This is a genomic window from Nonomuraea cavernae, from assembly GCF_040655715.1.
Classification (GTDB): Bacteria; Actinomycetota; Actinomycetes; order Streptosporangiales; family Streptosporangiaceae; genus Nonomuraea; species Nonomuraea cavernae_A.
Window position 1 is genome coordinate 49694 of the sequence record NZ_JBFAKL010000025.1, and the last position, 23127, is coordinate 72820.

Annotated in this window: 25 protein-coding genes; 17 read left to right on the plus strand and 8 right to left on the minus strand. The window is 71.9% G+C overall.

Annotated elements, in window-relative coordinates:
• Nucleotides 1-170 precede the first annotated feature (170 nt).
• Nucleotides 171-842, plus strand: a complete 672-nt coding sequence (locus tag AB0I38_RS30275) for a GntR family transcriptional regulator (protein WP_358485841.1) — start codon at nucleotides 171-173, stop codon at nucleotides 840-842.
• A gap of 344 nt (nucleotides 843-1186) precedes the next feature.
• Nucleotides 1187-1852 (plus strand): DUF2306 domain-containing protein, encoded by a 666-nt coding sequence (locus AB0I38_RS30280; RefSeq protein ID WP_358485848.1) that lies wholly within the window; start codon nucleotides 1187-1189, stop codon nucleotides 1850-1852.
• 100 nt (nucleotides 1853-1952) lie between these two features.
• On the opposite strand, the gene AB0I38_RS30285 is transcribed toward AB0I38_RS30280, so the two are convergent.
• The 6 genes from AB0I38_RS30285 to AB0I38_RS30310 form a co-directional block, all read right to left on the minus strand.
• Entirely contained in the window at nucleotides 1953-2702 is a 750-nt protein-coding gene (locus AB0I38_RS30285) for a hypothetical protein (protein ID WP_358485857.1), read from the minus strand.
• Entirely contained in the window at nucleotides 2699-4030 is a 1332-nt protein-coding gene (locus tag AB0I38_RS30290) for a vWA domain-containing protein (RefSeq protein ID WP_358485863.1), read from the minus strand. The genes AB0I38_RS30285 and AB0I38_RS30290 overlap by 4 nt, the downstream gene beginning before the upstream one ends.
• The gene (locus AB0I38_RS30295) at nucleotides 4027-5100 is read right to left on the minus strand and encodes an AAA family ATPase (RefSeq protein WP_358485870.1); all 1074 of its coding nucleotides are present in this window, start codon (nucleotides 5098-5100) and stop codon (nucleotides 4027-4029) included. The genes AB0I38_RS30290 and AB0I38_RS30295 overlap by 4 nt, the downstream gene beginning before the upstream one ends.
• A 109-nt stretch (nucleotides 5101-5209) precedes the next feature.
• A complete protein-coding gene (locus tag AB0I38_RS30300; protein WP_358485875.1) occupies nucleotides 5210-5353 on the minus strand; it encodes a hypothetical protein in 144 nt (47 codons plus the stop codon).
• A gap of 88 nt (nucleotides 5354-5441) precedes the next feature.
• Nucleotides 5442-6104, minus strand: a complete 663-nt coding sequence (locus AB0I38_RS30305; protein WP_358485882.1) for a response regulator transcription factor — start codon at nucleotides 6102-6104, stop codon at nucleotides 5442-5444.
• Complete coding sequence (locus AB0I38_RS30310) at nucleotides 6101-7324, minus strand: sensor histidine kinase (RefSeq protein WP_358485889.1); 1224 nt, start codon at nucleotides 7322-7324, stop codon at nucleotides 6101-6103. The genes AB0I38_RS30305 and AB0I38_RS30310 overlap by 4 nt, the downstream gene beginning before the upstream one ends.
• An 87-nt stretch (nucleotides 7325-7411) precedes the next feature.
• Between AB0I38_RS30310 and AB0I38_RS30315 the strand changes: the two genes are divergently transcribed.
• From AB0I38_RS30315 to AB0I38_RS30330, 4 genes are all read left to right on the plus strand, one after another.
• Nucleotides 7412-8329 (plus strand): ATP-binding cassette domain-containing protein, encoded by a 918-nt coding sequence (locus AB0I38_RS30315; protein WP_358485901.1) that lies wholly within the window; start codon nucleotides 7412-7414, stop codon nucleotides 8327-8329.
• Nucleotides 8326-9894, plus strand: a complete 1569-nt coding sequence (locus AB0I38_RS30320; protein ID WP_358485906.1) for a hypothetical protein — start codon at nucleotides 8326-8328, stop codon at nucleotides 9892-9894. Before AB0I38_RS30315 ends, AB0I38_RS30320 begins: the two co-directional genes overlap by 4 nt.
• Nucleotides 9895-9978: 84 nt before the next feature.
• A complete protein-coding gene (locus AB0I38_RS30325; protein ID WP_358485912.1) occupies nucleotides 9979-10743 on the plus strand; it encodes an ABC transporter permease in 765 nt (254 codons plus the stop codon).
• Between the two features lie 121 nt (nucleotides 10744-10864).
• On the plus strand, nucleotides 10865-11806 hold the full coding sequence (locus tag AB0I38_RS30330) for an SPFH domain-containing protein (RefSeq protein ID WP_358485919.1): 942 nt from the start codon (nucleotides 10865-10867) through the stop codon (nucleotides 11804-11806).
• 115 nt (nucleotides 11807-11921) lie between these two features.
• Here AB0I38_RS30330 and AB0I38_RS30335 read toward each other — a convergent pair whose 3' ends face one another.
• Nucleotides 11922-12425, minus strand: coding sequence for an Lrp/AsnC family transcriptional regulator (locus AB0I38_RS30335; protein ID WP_358485931.1), 504 nt, complete (start codon nucleotides 12423-12425; stop codon nucleotides 11922-11924).
• A 324-nt stretch (nucleotides 12426-12749) separates the two neighbouring features.
• Between AB0I38_RS30335 and AB0I38_RS30340 the strand changes: the two genes are divergently transcribed.
• From AB0I38_RS30340 to AB0I38_RS30375, 8 genes are read left to right on the plus strand one after another with little or no spacing between them, the layout of a single operon-like run.
• Nucleotides 12750-13157: a nuclear transport factor 2 family protein gene (locus tag AB0I38_RS30340; protein ID WP_358485938.1), complete on the plus strand. Its 408-nt coding sequence runs from the start codon at nucleotides 12750-12752 to the stop codon at nucleotides 13155-13157.
• Between the two features lie 21 nt (nucleotides 13158-13178).
• A complete protein-coding gene (locus tag AB0I38_RS30345; protein WP_358485948.1) occupies nucleotides 13179-14732 on the plus strand; it encodes an AMP-binding protein in 1554 nt (517 codons plus the stop codon).
• The gene (locus AB0I38_RS30350; RefSeq protein ID WP_358485953.1) at nucleotides 14725-15183 is read left to right on the plus strand and encodes a hypothetical protein; all 459 of its coding nucleotides are present in this window, start codon (nucleotides 14725-14727) and stop codon (nucleotides 15181-15183) included. Before AB0I38_RS30345 ends, AB0I38_RS30350 begins: the two co-directional genes overlap by 8 nt.
• Nucleotides 15183-15611, plus strand: coding sequence for a MaoC family dehydratase (locus AB0I38_RS30355; protein WP_358485958.1), 429 nt, complete (start codon nucleotides 15183-15185; stop codon nucleotides 15609-15611). The genes AB0I38_RS30350 and AB0I38_RS30355 overlap by 1 nt, the downstream gene beginning before the upstream one ends.
• Nucleotides 15608-16045, plus strand: a complete 438-nt coding sequence (locus tag AB0I38_RS30360) for an acyl-CoA thioesterase (protein ID WP_358485961.1) — start codon at nucleotides 15608-15610, stop codon at nucleotides 16043-16045. Before AB0I38_RS30355 ends, AB0I38_RS30360 begins: the two co-directional genes overlap by 4 nt.
• A gap of 23 nt (nucleotides 16046-16068) precedes the next feature.
• Complete coding sequence (locus AB0I38_RS30365; protein WP_358485965.1) at nucleotides 16069-16665, plus strand: nuclear transport factor 2 family protein; 597 nt, start codon at nucleotides 16069-16071, stop codon at nucleotides 16663-16665.
• A gap of 38 nt (nucleotides 16666-16703) precedes the next feature.
• Nucleotides 16704-18302, plus strand: coding sequence for an AMP-binding protein (locus AB0I38_RS30370; protein WP_358485971.1), 1599 nt, complete (start codon nucleotides 16704-16706; stop codon nucleotides 18300-18302).
• A complete protein-coding gene (locus tag AB0I38_RS30375) occupies nucleotides 18292-19056 on the plus strand; it encodes an enoyl-CoA hydratase/isomerase family protein (RefSeq protein WP_358485980.1) in 765 nt (254 codons plus the stop codon). The genes AB0I38_RS30370 and AB0I38_RS30375 overlap by 11 nt, the downstream gene beginning before the upstream one ends.
• Nucleotides 19057-19060: 4 nt before the next feature.
• On the opposite strand, the gene AB0I38_RS30380 is transcribed toward AB0I38_RS30375, so the two are convergent.
• The gene (locus tag AB0I38_RS30380; RefSeq protein WP_358485988.1) at nucleotides 19061-19822 is read right to left on the minus strand and encodes an SDR family NAD(P)-dependent oxidoreductase; all 762 of its coding nucleotides are present in this window, start codon (nucleotides 19820-19822) and stop codon (nucleotides 19061-19063) included.
• Between the two features lie 121 nt (nucleotides 19823-19943).
• On the opposite strand from AB0I38_RS30380, the gene AB0I38_RS30385 reads away from it, so the two are divergent.
• From AB0I38_RS30385 to AB0I38_RS30395, 3 genes are read left to right on the plus strand one after another with little or no spacing between them, the layout of a single operon-like run.
• Nucleotides 19944-21104, plus strand: coding sequence for an acyl-CoA dehydrogenase family protein (locus tag AB0I38_RS30385; protein ID WP_358485997.1), 1161 nt, complete (start codon nucleotides 19944-19946; stop codon nucleotides 21102-21104).
• Entirely contained in the window at nucleotides 21104-21901 is a 798-nt protein-coding gene (locus tag AB0I38_RS30390) for an amidohydrolase family protein (RefSeq protein ID WP_358486007.1), read from the plus strand. Before AB0I38_RS30385 ends, AB0I38_RS30390 begins: the two co-directional genes overlap by 1 nt.
• Before the next feature lie 2 nt (nucleotides 21902-21903).
• Nucleotides 21904-23094, plus strand: a complete 1191-nt coding sequence (locus AB0I38_RS30395) for an NAD(P)/FAD-dependent oxidoreductase (protein WP_358486016.1) — start codon at nucleotides 21904-21906, stop codon at nucleotides 23092-23094.
• Nucleotides 23095-23127: the final 33 nt, after the last annotated feature.

The window sequence follows — 23127 nt, forward strand, 5'->3', positions numbered from 1 at the left end:
CGCACGCCTGCCCGCATGGCGGCACGCCCGGCCAGGGTCGCGCGCCTGCGCACCCGCACGGCGGCACGCGGCCGGGGGGACGGACGCGGAGATCATGGTGTCGTTCTCGGCACTTATACTGTTGACACCTTCAGTCGCCGCCCCGCGGCGACCGACACGGGAGGAAGGGCATGGGACCGGGCGATCCCCAGGATCTGGTCGTGGTGAAGATCCGCCGCGCGGTGCTGGACGGGCACTTCGCCCCGGGGCAACGTCTCGTCGAATCCGAGCTGTGCGATCTCTACCAGGTCAGCCGGTCCACTGTGCGGCAGGCGCTGCGAGAGCTCGTCGCCGACGGCCTCATCGAGGTGCAGCGCAACAAGGGCGCGCGGGTCCGCACGATCTCGACCGCGGAGGCGGTGGAGATCACCGAGGTGCGGATGGTGCTTGAGGGTCTGCTGGCGGCGAAGGCGGCGGAGCGGGTGACGCCCGAGCAGGCCGAGAGGCTGCTCGGCATCAAGGACGCGATGCGCGAGCGGGTGGCGGCGCACGACCCGCTGGCCTACTCCGATCTCAACGCCTCGCTGCACGCCCTCATCCAGGAGATCGCCGGGCAGGTGACCGCCCGCACCATCCTGGTACGGCTCCAGGCCCAGCTCGTCCGTCACCAGTTCCGGCTGTCGCTGCAGCCGGGGCGATCCGCCGTCTCGCTCGGCCAGCACGAGAAGATCGTCGACGCCGTCGTCGCCCGCGACCCGGCCGGTGCGGAGGCCGCGATGCGCGAGCACCTGCGCGACGTGATCACCCAGATCTCGCAGTCCACGACGCCCCCCGCAGGGGCAGCGGTGCTGGCCACACCCTGACCTGCCGTCCGAGCTGCGCGGGCACGTCTACGCGCTGGTCCAGCAGGCCAAGAGCGGCCACCGCCCGGCTTCCTGAGCACGCCGGGTGCCCGCTGCACCCGCAGGCGCGCGCCAGGGCTCATCGGCCGAAAGTACGCCTGGCCGGGTGGCCGATCGGCTGGTTCGGATCGGGCCGTTCTCCTGATGAGCCGCGTCGCCTCGATCGTCATGATCGGGGCATGACCGACGAGAGCACGTCAGGACATCTCCCGTTCCCCCCGCCGCCGCGAAGCGGCCGCCCGGCAGACGACCGGAACCGGGCGAGGGTTTCCCCCGCCGCTTCCGCCACGCGGGCGGGGTGGCTCGTGCCCGCCGCGTTGATTCTGCTCAGCGCCGTTCCCATGGTCGCGGGCGCCGTGCGCCTCAACGAACTGGCCGGGGGTGCGGCGATCACGCCGGAGAACGCACGGTTCTTCGCGGCACCCCTGCCCGTGGTGGCGCACATTCTGTGCGTCAGCCTGTACTGCGTTCTGGGGGCCTTCCAGTTCGCCGCGGGTTTCCGTCGGCGGAGGCCCGGCTGGCACCGCGCCGCCGGGCGGCTCCTGATCCCGTGCGGACTGGGCGCAGCGCTCACGGGTCTCTGGATGACCCTGTTCTATTCCAGTCCCCCCGGTGACGGTGAGCTCCTCGCCGGCCTCCGGCTCGTGTTCGGCACGGCCATGGTCGTGGTCATCCTCCTCGGCCTCGCCGCGATCCGGCGGCGGGACATCGGCCGGCACCGCGCATGGATGATCCGCGGTTACGCGCTCGGGCAGGGGGCGGGCACACAGGCGCTGACTCTTGCGCTGTGGTTCCTGATCGCCGGCGCCCCCGGAGAGCTGCCCCGGGCCCTGCTCGTGGGCGCCGGGTGGGTGATCAACCTCGTGGTGGCCGAGTGGGTCATCCGGAGGCGTCCGCGCACATCGACTAGGCCGGGGCTCCGGTCCGCTGCGGGCACCAGGGCTGGTAAGACCGCCACGGCACGGGGCTGACCTGCTCCCGGCGGCCCAGATGAGCGGCCGGGCCGACTCCCGGCCCGTCACCCGGCGGCGGCCCCTCGGCGCCGCGGCTCATGCTTCTCACCTCTCTCGGTCAGGGCTCGTCGCCCTCGGTCAATGCCCGCAGCACCATGGCCTGCTCGACGTCGGTGCCCTCGGCCCGCATCCGGGCCGCCTCCTCACCGGTGAAACCCGCCGCACGCCAGGCCGCCACCTCGTCGATCGGCACCTCGGCCCGCCAGAACTCGGCCATCAGGGAGATGGCGTCCTGCCCCGAGGTGAGCACCCGTTCGGCCTCGCGGGCGGACAGGCCGAGCGCTTCGAAGACCCGTGCCTGTCCCGGCTCGATGCCGCGTTTCGCCCACTCCACCGCGTGGCCGCCCGTCCAGTCCGCCTCCACGTAGGCGCGTGCCCGGCCCGCCGGGATGCCGGCACGCAGTAGCTCCCGCATGCTGTGGGAGCGTTTTTCATCAGCGAACGCGCCGCCCGGCTTCTCGTCCCGGCGCAGCAGCCGCCACAGCCGGTTGCGCGGGTGCGGGCGTTCCCCGGCGAGATGCCGGTCGGCCGCCTCCTCGGGCGAATACCCCAGCTCACGCCACCGCACCGCGTCCCGCGGGGTCATGCCGGCCCGCAGCCACAGATCCACGGTGTACGGGGTGGCTCCGGCGGTGCGCCACGATCGCGCGTCGGCGGCGGTGTAGACGCCGGACGTGCGCCACCGCTCCGCGTCGCTGATCGAGAAGCCGTCGTCGATCCACTGCCGGGCCTCAGCGATGGTGAAACCACGTTGCCGCCACTCGTGCAGCGGCTCGGGACTCGGCTCGTCGGCGTACACCGTTGTCATGACCTTCCTTTCGCCGGCGCCCGCACGTCCGCCGGAATGCGGGCCACGGACGCCCAGTCGGGCGCGTGCCCGCCGTCGCCGATCAGGCAGACCACCACATGCGCCGGAGGGCGCTGCCTGGGCCACGGCGTCTCGCCGTCGGTCAGCACGATGACCAGGCCGGGCCGGGGCCGCAGGGCCATCGCCGCGGCGATGCCGGCCCGCATGTCGGTGCCACCGCCACCGACCAGTTCGATGTCGCTCGTCCGGCGCACCACCTGGACGGGGTGCGGGTGGACGTCGCAGCAGAACGCCCGCAGCCGCCGGTTGGGACCGGCCACGCCGTCGATGATCCCGGTTACCTCGGCGAGCAGCCGGTTCAGCACGTCGTTGGTGACACTGCCGGAGGTGTCGATCGCCAGCACCGTGTCCGGGACCGCGCGCACCATCGACGGCGGCACGATGTCGCCGTACGCGCCGGCGCGGCGCGACGGGCGGCGATAGCTGAAATCGACCTGCCCGGCCACCGTACTCAGCCCGCGCCGGATCATCGCGCCCAGGCGTGCCCGCCAGTTCACCGAGGGGCGCAGGCGCTCCTCGGCCCAGCGGCGCCAGCCTGACGGCACCTCGCCGCGCGCGCTGATCCGATCCTGGAGGCCGGCCGCGATGGAGCATTCGAGCAGTTCCCGGTCGAGCTGGGTGAGCCCGTTGCCGGAGCCGCTGTCCTCGTACGCGCGCTCCCGCCCGTCCACCGCGCTGCCGCAGTCGATCGCCTCGGCCAATGCCCGCCCGCCGCGGCCCATCGCCTGGGCCAGCACGTCGAGCATCGGCACGTACTCCTCCGCGGTGCGATGGGCAGGAAGGCCCAGTTCGGCAGGCGACACCACGCCCGCCAGGCCGCGCGGGTGCTCCGCCTCCAGGTCGTCGTTGATCTCGGCGTCGGCGGCCTGGTTCCAGCGGTGGGCCTCCTCATCGCGCACCACGCCGGCGGCGTGGCTCACCTTGTGTCCCGGCTCCGGCCGCACCGGAGAGCGGGCCGCGTGACCACGCACCAGGTGACCCACCTGGTGCAGCATCCACCAGCCGACCTCCTCGACGGGGGTGGCCAGCGCGGTGCCCGGTTCCACGTACAGGTTCCACCGAGTGTCGGCGGGAAAGGCGCGGAATTCCGGGCCGGCGACGGGCACGCCAGTGTCCTCGTCCAGTGCTGGTTCCAGGATGACCGGGTTGAGGGCGAAGACGGCCGAGGCGAGGTACGGCGCCTGGTGCGCCGCCCACAGCCGCGCGACGGCGATCCGGGCGCGTACCGCCTCTTCGCAGGCGAGAGCACGGGGGCTGTCGGCGGTCATCGCAGGAGCCCCGCCGAGCGCAGCACCGGGGCGAGTTCGAGCATCGTCCTGGGCAGGGTCGCACCCTCGGGCCGGCAGCGGGCCAGCGACCGGGCCGCGGTCGCCGCCACATCCGGTGTCGTGCGCGCGACCCGTGCCACCACCGCCCACGCCCGCTCCCACGTGTCGGTCGTGCCGTCCGACCGCACGTACGCCACCACCGCGCCGAGCAGTGCATGCAACCGGTCGAGCCGCTCCGGCAGGCGGGCCTGCGGGTCGTTCAGCAGGGTCTCCGGGGCGGGCAGGTCGAGGTTGCGGCGCCAGGAGAGCAGCTCGAAACCGGCCGCCTCACCGACCGCGCCGAGCACCAGCTCGGCCAGGACCGGCTCGCCGGCGCCCAGGTGCTCGCACGCCGCGACCGCCCGGGCGGCCATCTCCCAGCTACGCGGGCTGGGCCAGCCACGGCCCGCACGGTCGGGACTGCCGGGCACCGCCAGCACAAGTGTCGGCCGCACCCGCAGGAACGCTCCGACCAGCGCCCGGGCGCCGGCCACTTCGGCGGGCCCCACGGTGTCCTTCACGTTGAACTCCGGCACGGGGAAGCCGCCGGCGAAGCCCTCGGCGATGTCCTCGGCCGAGACCGTCCAGTTCAGGTGAATGAGCCGGTTGGCCAGCGGCGCGGACAGGTCCCAGCCGTCGGCGGCCTGTTCCGGCGGGTTGGCGGCGGCGACGATCCGCGCCTGCTCCGGCAGCACCAGGTCGCCGACCGTGCGCTCCAGCACCACCCGCAGCATGGCGGCCTGCACGGCCGGCGGCGCGGTGGTCAGCTCGTCGAGGAACAGCAGGCCGCACCCCTCGGCGGCGAGCCGCTCGGCCCATCGCGGCGGCGCGAACCAGGTGCTGCCGTCACGCAGCACCGGCAGCCCGGAGAAGTCGCTGGGCTCGCGAATCGAGCCGACCACCACCTCGACCGGCAGGCCGGCGGCCGCGCCGAGCGCGGTCACCGCGGATGTCTTACCGGTACCCGGCGCACCCCATAAGATGACCGGCAGATTGGCTGTCACCGCGACCGTGAGAGCCTCTCGTGTCACTGATGGCGCCGCCAAATCGTCCTCCTCGCCGGCTGCCCGGACCGTTTTCGGGCAGCACGTGTCGGAACGTCGAGCCGTGACCGCCGACGTTCGGTGTGGTGTCTGTCAGCTATTCCTGGTTGCCGGACAGGCTCCGGCCGCCGTACTTCCTGTGCACCGCCTGCTTGCTGATGCCCCAAGCGGCGGCGAGCGAGCTCATCGGGTCGTCGGCGTTCACCGCCCGGGCGAGCACTGCGATGCTGTCTGCCTCCACGCCGTCATCCTAGGTTGACGAGCGCCGCGCGTCAACCAAAGATGACGGCGCGCCCTGGCTGGCCGGGTGATCGCCCGCTCCGCGGAGATCAGGCCGTCGTGATCCGATACCCCACGCCGGGCGTGGTGGTGATGGCCGGAGGGGCGCCGAGTTTGCGGCGCAGCCGGCCGATGGTGACCGTGACGGTATTGGTCAGAGGGTTCGCGTGCTCGTCCCATACCTGTTCGAGCAGGTCCTCGGCGCTGAGGAAGGCGGGGGCGGCGCGCAGGAGTGCTTCGAGCAGGGCGAACTCCTTGACCGACAGGTCCAGGTGACGGCCGTCGCGGGTGGCGGTGCGGCGCAGCGGATCGAGCTCGATGCCGGCCGCGCGCAGCGTACGAGGCCGGGAGGAGGGCCGGCGGCGGGCCAGGGCGCGGACGCGCAGTACCAGCTCGGGGAAGTGGAAGGGCTTGGCCAGGTAGTCGTCGGCACCCAGGGTCAGGCCGCTGACCCGGTCGACGGGAGAGTCGGCGGCGGTCAGCATCAGGACCATGACGCGGTCGTCGCGTTCGGTGATCATCTGACAGAGCGTGTCGCCGTGGATGCCCGGTAGGTCGCGGTCGAGGACGACCACGTCGTAGGCGTTGAGGTCGAGCTTGGCGGCGGCTTCCAGACCGTCGTGGGCCACGTCCACGGCCAGGCCCTGATCGCTCAGACCTTCGACGAGCACGGCGGCGAGGGCGCGGGCGTCCTCGACCACGAGCACCCTCATGCCGGGACCTCCGCCGGGACGGCCGCCAAGGGCAGCGAGACGGCGACTCGGAGACCGCCTTCCGGCCGGGCCCGCAGGTCGAGGGCGCCGCCGTGCGCGGCGGCGATGGCCGCGACGATCGACAGGCCGAGCCCGGAGCCGTCGCCGGAGCGGGTGCGGTCGGCGCCGAGCCGCTGGAAGGGCTGGGCCAGCCGATCGACCTGCTCCTGATCGAGAACGCGGCCGCCGGTCTCGACGACGAGCCGAGCCGTCGTGCCGTGGGCGGAGGCGGCGACTCGGATCCAGCCGCCTTCCTGGTTGTGGGTGATGGCGTTGTCGACGACGTTGTCGATCATGCGGGTGAGGAGCGTGCTGTTTCCCTGCGTCCACGCACCGTCGTCGCCTGCGGTGCCCGGAGCGCCGGCGGCGCCGGGGGAGTGGACGAGGCCGGAGCGGACGGTGAGCCGTTTGGCGGCGATGTCGGCGGCCCGGGCGTCCAGGGCCTCGGCGGCCAGACGGGCGAGCGGGAGCGTGGTGCGGTCGGACAGGGCGCCGTGCTGGGCGCGCGCGAGGATGAGGAAGCCTTCGAGGAGCCGGTCGACCTGGTCGAGCTCGGTGCGGAGCCGGCCGGCCAGCGCCGCGGTCTGCGCCGGCACGGGCTCCGGCTTGGCCAGGGCCACGTCCAGGGACGCGCGCATGGTGGTCAGCGGGGTGCGGAGCTCATGAGAGGCGTCGGCCACGAACCGCCGCTGCGCGGCGAACGAGCTCTCCAGTCGTTCCAGCAGTTCGTCGATGGTGTCGGCGAGGTCCTTGACCTCGTCGGCGGGGCCCTGCGCGGCCAGCCGCTCGTGCAGGTTGTCGGCGGAGATCCGGCGGGTGGCCGTGGTGATCGTCCGCAGCGGGCGCAGCACCCGGCTCGCGACGACCCGGCCCAGCACGACCGACACCACGCCCATGACCGCCAGCGCCACCGCCGAGCCGATCAGGAGCTGGCGCGACTGGGCCGCGTGCGCGTCCGACAGCTGGGCCTGGAGCCAGTCGATGCGATCGGCGGCCGCGGCGAGCGTGGCCGGCTCGACCGGCGCGGTCCCTGCGGGCACAGACTGGGTGACCTGGGTCCCGCCGAGGCCCACGAGGTTGGTGATGGCCAGCAATCCGACGCCGGACAGCAGGAACATGACTCCGTACAGAACGGTGAAGCGCCGTCGTGCGGTGCGCGCCGGTCGTCGCCACTTTCTCATGAGGTCCAGGATGCCGGGCCGGACCTAACAGCGATATGACGGCATCCGTTCGGCCCGTGTTAGGGCCGGGCCCGTACAACCGACCGCATGCGAGCAACCATCGAAGTCAACGCGCTGCGCAAACGGTTCGGCCGGACCACGGCGCTGGACGGCATGTCGTTCACCGTGCTGCCGGGACAGGTCACCGGGTTCGTCGGCCCCAACGGGGCGGGCAAGTCCACCACGATGCGGGTGATCCTCGGCCTGGACGCGGCCGACGAGGGCCACGCGCTGATCGGCGGGCAGCCGTACCCGAGCCTGCGCGACCCGCTCAGCCACGTCGGTGCGCTACTGGACGCGTCCGCGCTGCAACCCGGGCGCACCGCGCGCGACCACCTGCTGTGGCTGGCCCACTCCCAAGGCCTTTCCGGCAGGCGGGTCGACGAGGTGCTCGAACAGGTGGGGCTGCGCTCCGCGGCCCGGCGCAGGGCGGGCGGCTTCTCGCTCGGCATGCGGCAGCGGCTCGGCATCGCGGCCGCGTTGCTCGGGGACCCGCCGGTGCTCATGCTGGACGAGCCGGTCAACGGCCTGGACCCCGAGGGCATCGTATGGATGCGCGGCCTCCTGCGGTCACTGGCCGGCGAGGGCCGGACCCTGCTGGTGTCCAGCCATCTGATGGGCGAACTGGAGGACACCGCCGACCAGCTCGTGGTGGTGGGCAAGGGCCGCGTCATCGCCGACACCAGCGTGGCCGACCTCATCACGACCGCCTCCCATGGCCGGGTCACCCTGCGTACGGCGGCGCGCGCCGCGGCGATGTCGGTGCTGGGCCAGGCCGGCGCCACGCTGGCCGTCACCGATCGCGACGCTCTCGTCGTCTCAGGACTGCCGTCCGAGCACATCGTGGCCGTCCTCAACGCGAACGCGGTGCCGTTCTCCGAAGTGGCGGCGCATCGGGTGACGCTGGAGCAGGCCTACCTGGACCTCACCGGCGACGCGGTCGAATACCGGGGAGCGGCACGATGAGCACCATCGCACCGCGCTCCGAGCCGCGGACCGGGCGCGGGGACTTCGGGCGGCTGCTGCGCGCCGAGTGGACCAAGTTCAGGACGGTGCGCGGCTGGGTGGTCACCATGACGGCGGCGGCGCTGGTCACCGTGCTGCTCGGGCTGCTGTCCGCGTCCGGTGAGCACTCCTCGTGCGGCGCCGGCCCGGTCGAGACCGCCTGCCCGCCGCCTCTGCTCGGTCCGGGCGGCGAAGCGGTGGACGACTCCTTCTTCTTCGTGCACCGGTCACTGGCCGGGGACGGTGGCATCACCGCCCGCCTCACCTCCCTGACCGGCGTGATCCGCAAGCCCGACGTCATCCCGGGGCAACGGAACACGGTCGCCGGGGTCGTGCCGTGGGCGAAGGCCGGAATCATGATCAAGGAAAGCACCAGGCGGGGCTCACCGTACGCGGCGGTCATGATGACCGGCGAGCACGGGGTGCGGATGCAGCACGACTTCACCCACGACGTGGCCGGCCGGCCGGGCGGCGTCTCCGGGCAGTCGGCGCGCTGGCTGCGGCTGACCCGCTCCGGCGACACCCTCATGGGATACGAGTCCGCCGACGGCACGAACTGGACCCACATCGGCACCTCCTCCCTGGCCGGGCTGCCGGCGACCGTCCAGGTCGGACTGTTCGCGGCCTCCCCGGGCGATCTGACGGTCACGCAGGGGGATCTCGGCGGGTCCGTCGCGGCGGTCCGCTTCAGCGAGACCACCGGCGAGTTCGACCAGGTCAAGCTGGAGGGCGAGGTGTCCGGGGCGTGGCGCGACGACGACATCCGCGGCGGCCCCCTCGGACCCGACGGGTCGGTGCACCATCCAGGCCGTGCCGCCCGGTCCGGCGGCACCTTCTCCGTCACCGGCGTCGGCGACATCGCGCCGGTCATAGAGGGCCCGTTCGCCGAACGCCCCCTCGGCAGCGTGCTGACCGGGCTGATCCTGGTGATCGTGGTGGCGGTCATGTTCATCACCGCCGAGTACCGGCACGGCCTGATCCGGGTCACCCTGCTGGCGGGCCCGCGCCGCGGCCGGACGCTGGCGGCCAAGGCCCTGGCGCTCGGCCTGGTCACCTTCGCCGCCGCCCTGCCCGCCGTCGCGATCACGTTCACGGCCGGCGGGCGGATCCTGCGAGCCAACGGCAACGTCATCCTCCCGGTGCCGGTGCTCACCCAGGTGCGCGTCGTGGCCGGCATGGCGGTGGTGTTCGCGCTGGTGGCCGTGCTCGCCCTCGCCCTCGGCGCGCTGCTGCGGCGCGGCGTCGCGGCGGTCATCACCGCCGTCGCGGTGATCGTGGTGCCGCTCGTCCTCGCGACCACCTCGATCCTGCCCGACAGCGCCGCGCGATGGCTGCTGCGCGTCACCCCGGCGGCCGGCTTCGCCGTCCAGCAGAGCATCCCCGAGTACGCGCACGTGCTCGGCCACTACGCGCCCACCGCCGGGTTCTACCCGCTGCCGCCGTGGGCCGGCCTCACCGTGCTGGCCGCTCATACCGCGCTCGCCCTCGGCGCGGCCGTCCTCCGGCTCCGCCGGAGGGACGCGTGAGTCACCTGGACGTTCGCTGGACTCGCGGGAGGGACGCATGAGACATCACCACCTGTACGTCGGCCGGCGCCGCTGGAGGAGCGTATGAGAAGGCACCTGCATGCGGAGTGGACGAAACTCCGCACCCTGGCGGGCACCGGCCGGCTGCTGCTCACGATCGTGGTGCTGACCGTCGCCGTGAGCGTCGCGGCCGCCGCCGTCGTGTCCTGTGCCTCGGACGGCTGCGGCTACGATCCCGCCAAGATCAGCCTCTTCGGGGTCCAGGTGAGCCAGGCGGCCGTCGCCGTCCTGGCCGTCCTGGCGATCACCGGTGAATACGGCACCGGCATGATCCGCGTCACCCTGACGGCCCTGCCGCATCGGATCGGTGTGCTGGCCGCCAAGGCGATCCTCCTGGCCGGGCTGACCCTGACCGCCGGGAGCGTCGCCGTGCTCGTCTCCGCGCTTGCCGCGCGGGGCGTCCTGCTCGACAACGGCTTCGCCCCCGAGACGCTCGTCCTCACCAGCGGCCCCATGCTGCGCGCCGCCGTCGGCTCGGTCCTCTACCTGGTGCTGATCGCGCTGTTCAGCCTGGGGGTCGCCACCGCCGTACGGGACTCCGCGACCGCAATCGGGGTCGTGCTCGGCCTGCTCTACCTCTTCCCCGCCCTCCTCCTGGTGATCGCCGACGAGGACTGGCAGCGGATCGTGTGGCAGATCTCCCCGATGAACGCCGGGCTCGCCATCCAGGCCACCACCGACCTCGCCGGCATGCCCCTCAGCCCCTGGGCGGGCTTGGGCGTGCCGGCCGCCTGGGCCGTCGCGGCGCTGCTGGGCGGCGGGCTGCTGCTACGGGTGCGCGACGCGTAGCGCCCAGCGCGGGGTTTCGGCGGCGGCTGGGCCGACGCCGGCTGATATCGCCTTCTTGACCAGGTCGTGAGGATCGCCTGACCCGGCTCGGACCTAGCCTTGGAGTGGAAGGGATAGGCCGATGATCATCAATATCGTGCTCGGGCTGATCGCCCTCCTCATCATCTGGACGGCGCTCAGCGGCATTCGAATCGTCAACCAGGTCGAGCGCGGCGTGGTCTTCCGCCTCGGGCAGGCCCAGCGGAAGATCCGTCAGCCAGGTCTCAACCTGATCATTCCGGTCGTGGACCGGATGAAGAAGGTGAACGTACAGATCGTCACGATGCCGGTGCCCGTGCAGGAGGGCATCACCCGTGACAACGTCTCGGTCCAGGTCGACGCCGTCGCCTACTTCCGCGTGCAGGATCCGCTGCGCGCGGCCGTCCAGGTGCAGAACTACCTGTTCGCCGTGGAGCAGGTGGCGCAGACGTCGCTCCGGTCGATCATCGGCAAGAGCGAGCTGGACGACCTGCTGTCCAACCGCGAGGAGCTGAACAGGGGCCTGGCGCTGATGATCGACAGCCCGGCGCTCGGCTGGGGCATCCACATCGACCGGGTGGAGATCAAGGACGTCCATCTGCCGGAGTCCATGAAGCGCTCGGTGGCCAGGCAGGCCGAGGCGGAACGGGAACGGCGGGCCCGCGTGATCACCGCCGAAGGTGAGTTCCAGGCGTCCCGGAAGCTGGCCGACGCCTCGGCGATCATGTCCGAGACGCCGGGCGCGCTCCAGCTGCGGCTCCTGCAGACCGTGGTGGAGGTCGCGGCGGAGAAGTCGTCCACGCTGGTCATGCCGTTGCCGGTGGAGCTGCTGCGCTTCTTCGACCGCAGCGCGCGTCCCGCCGAACACGCCGAATCCGCCCAACACGCCGAATCCGTCGAATCCGCCGAGCGCGGTGCCGCGCGGTCGCCGGCCGGAGAGCCGCGCGAACTCGCGGACCCGGCGACGCCCGAGCTGGCGTCCGCCGACGAGATCGTGCGCAGGTCCTTCGCCTACCACGCGGGTGAGGAGACCGACCGGCGGTAGCCCGGCTCGCGGCGGGTCGTCCGTCGAAACCGGCGGCCGGGGGATGGGCGCGTGGCCGGCTCGCCGGTGACGCCGGCGGCCGGTGGATCGGCTCGCGGCGTGCCCGCCGGTGACGTCAGCGGCGCCGGCCGCCGCTGCGGCCGCGGCCCTGTTCGCTGGTCAGCGTCTCCAGCAGCGGGCCGAGGCGATACTGCACCGGGGTCGTCAGGGCGATCTCGGTGGTCGAGCGGACGACGCCGCGGATGGTCAGGACCTCCTGGATCAGCGACTGGAGCTCGGCGTGGCTGCGGCAGGCGACCCGGGCCATCACGTCGCTGGTGCCGGTGGTGGTGCAGACCTCCAGCACGTGGCTGAGCCGGCCGAGCCCGTCGGTGACCTCCTGCAGGGCGCCCTGCGCGAGCTGCAGGTGCAGGAACGCGGTCACCGGCAGGCCGAGGCGTTCGAGATCGACGCGGGCGCTGAAGCCCGCGAGGATCCCCGACTCGGCGAGCCGCTGGTAGCGGGCCTGGACGGTGTTGCGGGCGACCCCGAGTTTGGCCGCGAGCTCGCTGGTGCCGGCGCGGGGGTCGTCGGACAGCGCGATCAGGAGCTCCGCGTCGAGCCGGTCGATGCTGGTCAAGCGCTCACCTGTCGTCGGTCGCCGTGGCTGCTGGCTGAGCAGAAAGCTCAAGATTATCGCAGAGTGCTGACATTCCGACCATCTCTCTTCGGATCAGCGGATATGGGCGTCAGCTTCGATGAACCCTCAAGCCGCCCCCGTCCCGCGACGGGGCGACGGCGGACGTCGCCGACGACATCGCGGGCGGCCGGGAGGACGGGCCGGACCATCCCGGGATCGGGCCATAGACGGTGCCGCTATTCATGCCTATGATGCGCAAGAGATGCACCAAGGGATCGGCCTTGTTGTGAGGTCGCGCGTGCTCTCATCCGAACGGAGACCCCCATGCCAGATCGTGGAGCGATCGAGAACGTCCTCAACCGGTACTCGCTGGCGTACGACGAGAACGACATGGCCGACATGGCCGACTGCTTCGCCGAGGACGCGGTCCTCACCATGAGCATCCAGGGCGGCTCCCTGATCGGCCCCTTCGAGGGACGCGCGGCCATCGTGAAGCTGATGGCGGACTCGCTCGCCTCGCAGAACGACCAGCGCCGTCACCTGGGCACCAACCTGATCGTGCGCGGCGGCGACGAGGACTCGGCCCAGGCCGTCTCGTACCTCACCCTCATCGCGATCCAGGACGACACCCTCAAGGTGCTCTCCACGGGGCGTTACGAGGACGAACTGGTCCGCCAGGACGGCACGTGGCGCCTGAGCAAGCGGCACATCGCCCTCGACCTTCCGTACTGACAGACCAGGACAGGTAGCGACATGAATCAGGGACTCATCCCCGCGAAGTGGGCCGCGCTGACCCCCGACAGGCAGGCGGTCTACGACGCGCCCAACGACCGCCGGCTCTCCTGGCGCGAATTCGACGCCTTGGTGCGCAGGCTGGCCAACGGGCTCCGCGGCCTCGGCCTGCGGCCGGGGGACCGGGTCGCGATGTTGTCACGCAACTGCGCCGAATATCAGGCGCTCTACTACGCCGCCGGCCGTGCCGGGCTGGTGACCCAGCCGCTCAACTGGCGGCTGGCCGCCTCCGAGCTCGCGGCCATCGTGCGGGACGCGACCCCCCAGGTCGTGATCAGCGCTTCGGAGTGGTCGGACGTGATCGGTGAGCTGCAGCGGCAGGTCGACGTGCCGCACTGGCTGGAGTTCGGCGACGACGGCGACGGCAGCCTCGACCGGCTGATCGGCTCGGCGTCGGACGACGAGCCGGAGTGGGCCTCCAAGATCGCCGACGACGACCCGTTCTTCATCCTCTACACGGGTGGGACGACGGGCAAGTCCAAGGGAGCGCTGCACACGCATCGCAGCGCCGCGGCCGGCATGCTCAACCAGACCGTCGCCGAGCGGATCGTTCCCTCGGACGTCTACATGCTGACCGGGCAGATGTACCACATCCCCATCGTCCTGGCGATGAACTACATGAAGCACGGCTGCCCGCTGGTCCTGGTGAACTTCGAGGCCAAGCAGGCCCTGGAGATCATCGAGGCGGAGCGCGTCTCGGCCTTCCTCGGCATCACCACGATGCTCAACTGGATGATGGCGGTCCCGGGCTTCAGCGGCTACGACATCTCCAGCCTGCGCAACATCCAGTACGGCGGCGGCCCCATGCCGTCCAGCATCGTGCGCCAGGCGCTGAACTCGTTCCCGTGCACCCTCATCCAGGGCTACGGCCAGACCGAGGGCACGACGATGTGCTTCCTGTCGCAGGAGGACCACGCCGCCGCCGTCGCGGGCGTCCACGAGGAGCGGCTGCGGTCCTGCGGACGCGAGGGTTTCGTGACCACCGTGCGCGTGGTGGACCCGCTCGGCAACGAGGTGCCCCGTGACGGCAGGACGCCGGGCCAGATCATCGTCCGGTCCGAGGCGAACATGGTCGGTTACTGGAACCAGCCCCAGCTGACCGCCCAGACGCTGCGGGACGGCTGGATGTGGACGGGCGACATCGCCACCTGGGACGAGGACCGCTACGTCTTCATCGTCGACCGGGCCAAGGACATGATCATCTCCGGTGGTGAGAACATCTTCAGTGTGCAGGTGGAAGAGGCCATCGCCCGTCACCCGGCCGTGCTCGAATGCGCCGTCATCGGGGTGCCGGACGAGGAGTGGGGCGAGTCGGTGAAGGCGGTGGTGGTGCTCAAGCCCGGTCAGCAGGCGACCGAGCACGACATCATCGAGGAGGCGCGCGCACACCTGGCCGGATACCAGAAGCCGCGTTCGGTGGACTTCGTCTCCGAGCTCCCCAAGGCGCCCACGGGCAAGATCCTCAAGCGCGATCTGCGTGCTCCGTACTGGGCGGACCAGGAAAGAAATGTCTGACAGCAGCCTCGGGACACCGTCGCCGGAGCAGGTGAAGGCGCAGATCGGGCGGCGGTTCCCCGGCGGGACGTTCACCGTGGAGCCGTGGCGCGCCTGGCTGGTCGCGGACGTGGTCCTCGACGAGCCGGGCGGCGAGGTGGCACACCCCCTCTTCGTCTGGCTCGCCGCGACCGGCGCCACCGGCCTGACCTGGGACGACCTGTTCGGCTGGTTCGGCGCCCGGGCGAGCGACGGGCCGATGTTCGGCGAGCACGAGACCACGGTGCACCGCCCGCTGAGAGTGGGCGGCGTCTACCAGGTCAGCGGCGAGATCACCTCGGCGGAGCGCAAGGTAGGACGCTCCGCCGGGCCGTTCGACGTGGTCGGCTACCAGCTGGAGCTGTACGACGAGGCCGACGGCGCGCACGTCGCCACCTGCTGGAACTCGATCGTCTTTCCCCGGAGGAGCTGATGGACGTCGCGGTGGGCGCCGAACTACCCGAGTGGCACGTGCCCTCGGTCAGCGCCGAGAAGATGAAGACGACGGCGGCGCTGCTCGCCGACCCCAACCCGATCCACTTCGACGCGGAGGCGGTCCGCGCGCTGGGCATGGGTGACCGGCCCGTCAACCAGGGGCCGCTCAACATGGGCTACGTCATGAACATGCTGGCGGCCTGGAGCGGCGGGCACGACCGGCTGCGCCGGCTCCGCGTCCGTTTCCTCGGCAACGTGTTCGCGGGTGACCAGCTGCGCGCCGGCGGCGTCGTGACCGCGGTCCGGGAGGAGAACGGCGACCGGCTGGCCGACTGCGAGGTCTTCCTCACCGTCGTCGGCGGCGAACCGGTCCTGAAGGGGACGGCGACCGTCGCTCTGGCACCCGCTACCGAGGAGACACGTTGACACAGCGGCCCGACCGGCTCACCTTCCAGCTCGCCTACGGCGACTGCGACGTCGTGGGCATCGCCTACTTCGGCATCTACTACCGCTGGATGGAGCGCGCCTACACCACGTGGCTGTACTCGCAGGGCATCAGGAGCGGCGAGATGCAGGAGCACCTGGGGATCCTCACCGTGGGCATCAGCTCCGGAGCCACCTATGTCCAGGCGGTCAAGGTGTTCGACGAGCTGACCTGCCAGGTCGTCCTCGACCGGATCGGCGCCAGCTCGTACGTGATCGGCTACGAGTTCACCCGGGACGACGAGCTGGTGACCCGGGGGCAGATGACGTACGCCTGCCGCGACCTGGACTGGAAGAAGGCCCCGGTCCCGGAGAAGCTGCGGGCCGTCCTGGAGTCGCTGCCCGCTCCCCGCTTCGACGTGCCGAAGGGCGGCTGACCGTGGCGGGCCAAAGACCACGCGTGACCGTGAACCTCTCCCGCCTGATCGACGCCCGGACGAGCGTCCGTCATCCCCCGGAAGCCGGCCCGGACGCGTGGCAGGCCGAGCTGCGCGACCTGCGGGACCGGGAGGCGATCCGGGACCTGGCGCTGCTCTACACCCGCGCGGTGGACGATCACGACATCGACGCGGTGGTCGGCATGTACACCGAGGACGGCGTCTTCGAACGTCGCGGCGTGAGCGCGGCCGGGCACGCGGCGGTCCGGGCGGCCTACGCGGAGGCGATGGGCCTCTACCGGCTGACCCTGCACACGCTCGACGCCCACGTCGTCGAGCTCGCTCCCGGCCGGACGGCCGTGGGCTGGGCCGCCGGGCACGCGGAGCTCGTGACCAGGAAGACCGCCGTCATGGCGGCCTACCGCTACGACGACGCCTACCGGTGCGCCGGCGACCGCTGGTTGTTCGCGCACCGGTCGATCACCTTCATGTACGCCGTGCCGATGGAGGAGATGAGCAGGGGCCTGACCGCGTCCGACCGGATGCGCTGGCCCGGAGCGGCGCCCGGACGAGCCGACTACCCCGAGTCCCTGCCCACCTGGACGACCTACCGCGACTGAGCCGGCGCCGGCCGCGGGTCAAGCTGAGAGGACCGGTCGTGAGAGAGCTGCGCGGATCTGCGGCGCTGACCATCGGAGACTGGCTCACCGGCGCGGCGGACCGGGCGGGCCAGGACGCCTCGCTGCTGATCGCCGGTGAGCAGGCCGCCTACCGTGATCTCGACGCCGGCGCCACAGCCCTGGCCTCGGGCTTCCTGGCGCTCGGGCTGCGCCCCGGTGACCGCGTGTGCCTGCTGATGAGGGCCGGGATCGCCTCCGTGCGGGTGTGGTTCGGGCTGGCGCGGGCCGGCCTGGTGGAGGTGCCGCTCAACGTCTCCAGCGGCGCCTTCCTCCTGCGCTACTACCTGGAGCACTCCGGCGCCTCGGTGGTGGTCTGTGACGCCGACCTCGAACCGCTGGCGCGCGAGTGCGCGGCGGGCATCCCGGCGATCAGGCACCTGGTGATCGACGAGGACGCCGCGGAGCGGGAGGCCGTACCCGCGACGGGCGGACCGGCGCGGCACCGGCTGGCCGATCTCGCGGCGCACCCGGCAGGGGCCCTGCCCGCCGTCGAGCCGTCCGACACCGCCGTCATCCTCTACACCTCCGGCACCACCGGGCCGCCGAAGGGGGTGCTGCTGAGTCATCAGGCGAACGTCAACCTGGCCCGGCACACCGTGAACCTGCTCGGTTACACCTCACGGGACCGGCTCTACAGCGTGTTCCCGCTGTTTCACAGCAACGCGAGGTACTGCAGCGTAATGGCGGCGATGGAGGCCGGCGCGGACCTGGTGATGGACCGCACGTTCTCGGCGAGCCGGTTCTGGGACATCTGCCGGAGTCACGGCGTCACCGCGTTCAACTACCAGGGCGCGATGCTGAGCATCCTGCACAAGCGGCCCCCGCGCCCCGACGACGCCGACAACCCGGTACGGCTGGCCTTCGGCGCGCCCTGCCCGCCCGAGATCTTCGCCGGCTTCGAGCGGCGCTTCGGCCTGCGGCTCACCGAGATCTACGGCAGCACCGAGGTGGCGATCGTCACGGACATGCCGCCGTCGGACCGCAGGATCGGAACGGCGGGGAACGCCTCGGTCAACTACGAGGTCTCCGTCGTCGACGAGCACGACCGCCGCCTGCCGGCGAGCACGCCGGGAGAGATCGTCGTCCGGCCGAAACGACCCGGATGGATGTTCGACGGCTACCACGCCATGCCGGAGGCCACCGCCACGAGCTGGCGCAACCTCTGGTTCCACACGGGCGACCGCGGCCTGCTGGACGAGGACGGATACCTGGTGTTCCTCGACCGCCTCAAGGACACCATCCGCCGCCGCGGCGAGAACGTCTCGTCGTGGGAGATCGAGCGGGTGGTGGCCGAGCACCCGGGGGTCGCCCAGGTCGCCGCCTACGGGGTGCCCTCCGAACTGTCCGAGGAGGAGGTCGTGGTCGCGATCGTGCCGGTGGGGCCGGATCCGTTCGATCCGGCGGAACTGGCCGCGTACTGCGAGGGACGGCTGACCCGCTTCGCCGTCCCACGTTACGTGCGGGTCATGGCGGAGCTGCCGATGACGCCGAGCCAGCGCGTGGAGAAGTACAAGCTGCGTGCCGAAGGTGTCACCGCGGACACCTGGGACCGGGAGGGCACCGAACATGTCACGTGAGATGCTGCGCTTCACCCTGACCGAGCCCGCCGCCGGGGTCCTCCTGATCACCATGGCCCGGCCGGAGAAGCTGAACGCCATGGACCAGACATGGTTCCACGAGCTGCGCGAGCTGATGGAGGGGCTGGGCCACGGCGACGGGGTGCGCGCGGCGGTGCTCACCGGCGCCGGACGGGCGTTCTCCGCCGGCGGGGACATCGACATGTTCCACGACCTCGACGGCCAGGTGAGCAAGGTGCGGCCGCACCTGCGGCTGGTCTACGACGCCTTCCACTCGGTCGAGCGGTGCGCCGTGCCCGTCGTCGCCGCGGTCAACGGGCTCGCCTTCGGCGGGGGCACGGAGTTGGCCCTGGCGTGTGACATCGTGCTGGCCGGATGCTCCGCGCGGTTCGCGTTCAAGGAACCCACCGTGGGGCTGACGCCCGGCTACGGCGTCGTCCGCGGGCCCCAGGTGATGGGCAGGCACTGGACCCGCTATCTGGCGCTGACCGGCCGCGCCATCGACGCCGACCGCGCCCGGAGCGCTGGGCTGGTGCAGGAGGTGCACCCCGACGAGTCGTTGCTCGACGAGGCCGTCGCGCTGGCCGCGGAGATCGCCGGCAATCCGCCGCTCGCCGTCCAGGTCGGCAAGGCGTTCATCAACCGCGACACGGGAGGCGGGTTCAACGAGTCAGTGGAGGCCACGGCCCTGTTGTTCGGGACCGGCGAACATCACGACGCGGTGGCCGCGTTCCGGGCGGAACGCGGCCGCTGACCGGTCAGGGCTGCCCGCCGTCGACCGGCAGGATCGCCCCCGTCGTGTAGCTCGACGCGTCGCTGGCGAGGTAGAGGGCGGCGCCGACGATCTCGCTCGGCTCCCCGCCGCGCTTGAGGGCGAACCGCTGCGCGCGGGCGTCGAACGTCTCGCGGTCCCACGACTTGCTGACGTCGGTGAAGAAGGTGCCGGCCATGATGGCGTTGCATCGCACGCGGGGCCCGAAGGTGTGCGCGAAGCCCGCGGTGAGCGCGTTGAGGCCGGCCTTGGCCGCCGCGTAGGGCAGCACGTCGGCGCGCGGCCGGGTGGAGGCGGCGCTGCTGATGTTGATGATCGAGCCGCCGGCGCCGCTCGCCATCCGCGAGCCGACGAGCGCCGTCAGCCGGAACGCCCCCTTGAGGTTGACCCCGATGACCTTGTCGAACAGGGTCTCGGTGACCTCGGTGACGTCGTCGTACCGGGGCGACATGCCGGCGTTGTTCACCAGGACGTCGACGTGGCCGAACTCCTCGTACGCCGCCTCGACGAGGCCGTCCAGCTCGTCCCAGTGCCCGACGTGCACGGCGTAGGGCAGGGCGCGGCGGCCGGTGCTCTCGGTTATCTCCCGCGCGTACGCGGCGCAGCTCGCGCCGTCGCGGCTGGCGATCACGACGTCCGCTCCCGCGGCGGCGAACCCGGCCACCATGGCGCGGCCCAGCCCTCTGCTGCCTCCGGTGACCAGGGCGACCTTGCCGGAGAGGTCGAATGAGGGGGTCTCGGGTCCCATGGGCGCGGCTCCTTCTGCGGGGGGACTGGGGGGTGCCCGACGTGGGCGTGCGGGCTTCCAGCCTAATCTATTTATCGCTATGGTTAGCATAAATAGCCCCTGCTGATCGAGTGAGTGATCGATGAACGCTGCAGACCATGGCCTGTTCGAGCTTCCGGCGCGGTACCGATCCTTGCGCGACGAGGCGAGACGGCTGGCCGACTCGGTGGCCGATCGGGCCGCGGTCGCCGACGAGGCCGACCACGTCGACCCCGTGATGCGGAAGGCGCTGGCCGCCAGCGGCCTGGTGGAGACCGTGGTGGCGCGGGAGTTCGGCGGCCGTTTCGACCAGGTCGACTCCCTGGCGGTGACCGTGGTGCGCGAGACCCTCGCCGGCGTGAGCGGGCACCTGGACTCGCTCTACGCGATGCAGGGCATCGGCGGCTACGCGCTGTGGGCGGCCGGAGACGACCAGCTGCGCGCGCGGTGGCTGCCCAAGATGGCGAAGTGCGAGGCGATCGGCGCCCTGGCGCTCACCGAACCCCAGGCGGGCTCCGACCTCAAGTCGATCAGCACGACGATCGTCCGCGACGGCGGTGAGCTCGTGCTCAACGGGCACAAGTCGTTCATCACCAACGCCGGCGACGCCGACTTCTACTGCGTGTTCGGCCGGGAGGGCGACGGCTACTCCATGGTGCTCGTCCCCGCCGACGCCCCGGGCGTCGTCGTCGACCATCCGCACCAGATCATCGCTCCGCACGTGCTCGGCGACGTGGTGCTCGACGACGTGCGGGTGCCGGCCGATCACCGGATCGGCGAGCCGGGCAAGGCGTTCACGATCGCGCTGGCCACGCTCGCCACGTTCCGGGTCTCCGTGGCCGGCGCGGCGGTCGGCCTCGCCCAGGCCGCGCTGGACGAGGCGGTGCGGCACACGACCGGCCGGGAGCAGTTCGGCGTGCCCCTGGCCAGGCTCGGCCCGGTCCCCAACGCGCTGGCCCTGTCCTGGGTGGAGATCGAGATGGCACGCTCACTGACCTACCGCGCGGCGGCGGCCTCCGCCCGCGACCCGCTGGCCAACCTGCACCTGTCCTCCATGGCGAAGGTCGGCGCGACGGAGATCGCCGGCCGGGTGGCCGACCGCTGCGTCCAGGTCATGGGCAGGTTCGGCCTGGTCCGCGGCAGCGTGATCGAGCGGCTTTACCGCGAGGCCAGGCCGATGCGGGTCTATGAGGGGGCCACCGAGGTCGTGCTCGACTCCCTCGCCAAGCAGCTGGTCAAGCCGTACCTGCGAAAGGACGCCTGATGATCATCGATGCGCACTGTCACGTGTGGCCCGACCACATCGCGGCGAAGGTGCTCGCCGACCGCCCCGCCGGTCTCGACGCGGTGCACGACGGCACCCTCGACGGCCTGCGCCGGACGATGGACAACGCCGGGATCGACCTGGCCATGTGCCTGGGCGTGGCGACCGTGGCCCGAACCGTCGAACGCACCAACGAGTTCATCGGGTCCATCGACCGCTCCAGGTTCATCCCGTTCGGCACGGTGCACCCCGACCTGAGCGTCGAGGAGAACCTGGCGTCGCTGAGCCGCCACGGCATCGGCGGAGTGAAGCTGCACCCGCTCTTCCAGGAGGTGTCGCTCGCCGATCCGCGCGTGGTCGAACTGCTGGCGGGCCTGGCCGAGGCGGGGATCGTCGTCATCACGCACGCGGGCGCGGGCAGCGATGAGGCGTCCAACGAGCGGGGGGCGCCCCGCCACCTGCGTGCCCTGCTGGACGCCGTGCCCGATCTGACGCTCATCGCCTGCCACTACGGCGGATACCACCGGCTGGACGAGGCCGAGGAGCTGATCATCGGTTCGCGTGCCGTCCTGGAGACCTCCTGGCCGCCCCGCCTCGCCGACCTGGACCCCGACCGGCTCAGGGGCATCATCGCCGCGCACGGCGCCGGACGCATGGTGTACGGCTCCGACTGGCCCATGGCCGACCCCGCCGCGGAGATCGCGGCCATCCGGGCACTCGGTCTCGACCCCGAGGACGAGGCCGCGATCCTCGGCGGCACTCTCGCCGGCCTGCTCGGCATCGCGAAGGCCGGCTGAGCGTGGACGTGGTCGTCGTCGGCGCGTCCCTCGCGGGGGTCCGCACCGTCCAGGCGCTGCGCCGCAAAGGACTCGACGGACGCGTCACCCTGGTGGGGAGCGAGCCTCACCTGCCCTACGATCGGCCTCCCCTGTCGAAGGCCTTCCTGCTCGGCGCGATCGACGACTCCTCCGTCGCCCTGCTCACCGCCGAGCAGGCCAAGGAACTGGAGGTCGAGCTGCGCCTGGGCGCGCCCGCGACGCGAGTCGACCGCGCCGGCCGGACCGTCCACCTGGAGGACGGCGGCCGCCTGCCGTTCGACGTCCTGATCGCCGCCACGGGCGCCACGCCGCGGACCGTGCCGGACCGGCACCTGCCTCCCGGGGTGCACACGTTGCGCACCCTCGACGACGCCGTCGCGGTCCGGGACGCGCTCGCGGGCGGGCCCCGGGTGGCGGTCGTCGGCGGCGGCTTCATCGGAGCGGAGGTCGCCTGCGCCGCCAGGACTCTCGGGCTGGACGTGACCGTCGTCGACCCGGCGCCCACCCTCATGACCCGGGGGCTGGGACCGGTGCTCGGTGACGTGATGGCGGGGAGACATGGCTCCATGGGCGTCTCGCTGCGGATGGGCCGGAGCGTCTCGCGATGGCGTGGGAGCTCGCGGGTGGAGGAACTCCTCCTGGACGACGGGTCCGTCGTGGCGGCGGACCTGGTCGTGGTGGGCGTCGGCGCGAGCCCCGCCGTCGGCTGGCTCCGCGGAAGCGGTCTGGACATCTCGGACGGCGTCGGTTGCGACGCCACGCTGCGCGCCACGGGAACGGATGACGTCTACGCGGTCGGCGACGTCGCGCGCTGGCACTCCACGAGATACGGGGGAGCCCTGCGGCTGGAGCACTGGACGAGCGCCGGAGAACAGGCCATGGCGGTGGCCGCCACGGTGACCGGGACGCCCACGGTGTTCGACTCGCTCCCTTACGTCTGGTCCGACCAGACGGGTGGCCGCCTTCAGATCTTCGGCCGCGTCCTGCCCGGCGACGAGGTCGTCTTCGTCACGGGCGGCCCCGGCGAGGAGCGCTTCGCGGCGATCACGGGAGGTCAGGGCGCGCTGCACGCCGTGGTGGCGTTCAACGCCCTGCCCGACGCGATGCGCTATCGGAAGCTGCTCCTGCAGGGGGCCGAATGGGTCGCCGGTCGTGGAGTCGTCCAGTCGTAGTCCGTCAGCCCTGGACAAGCCGTCCCGGCTCCC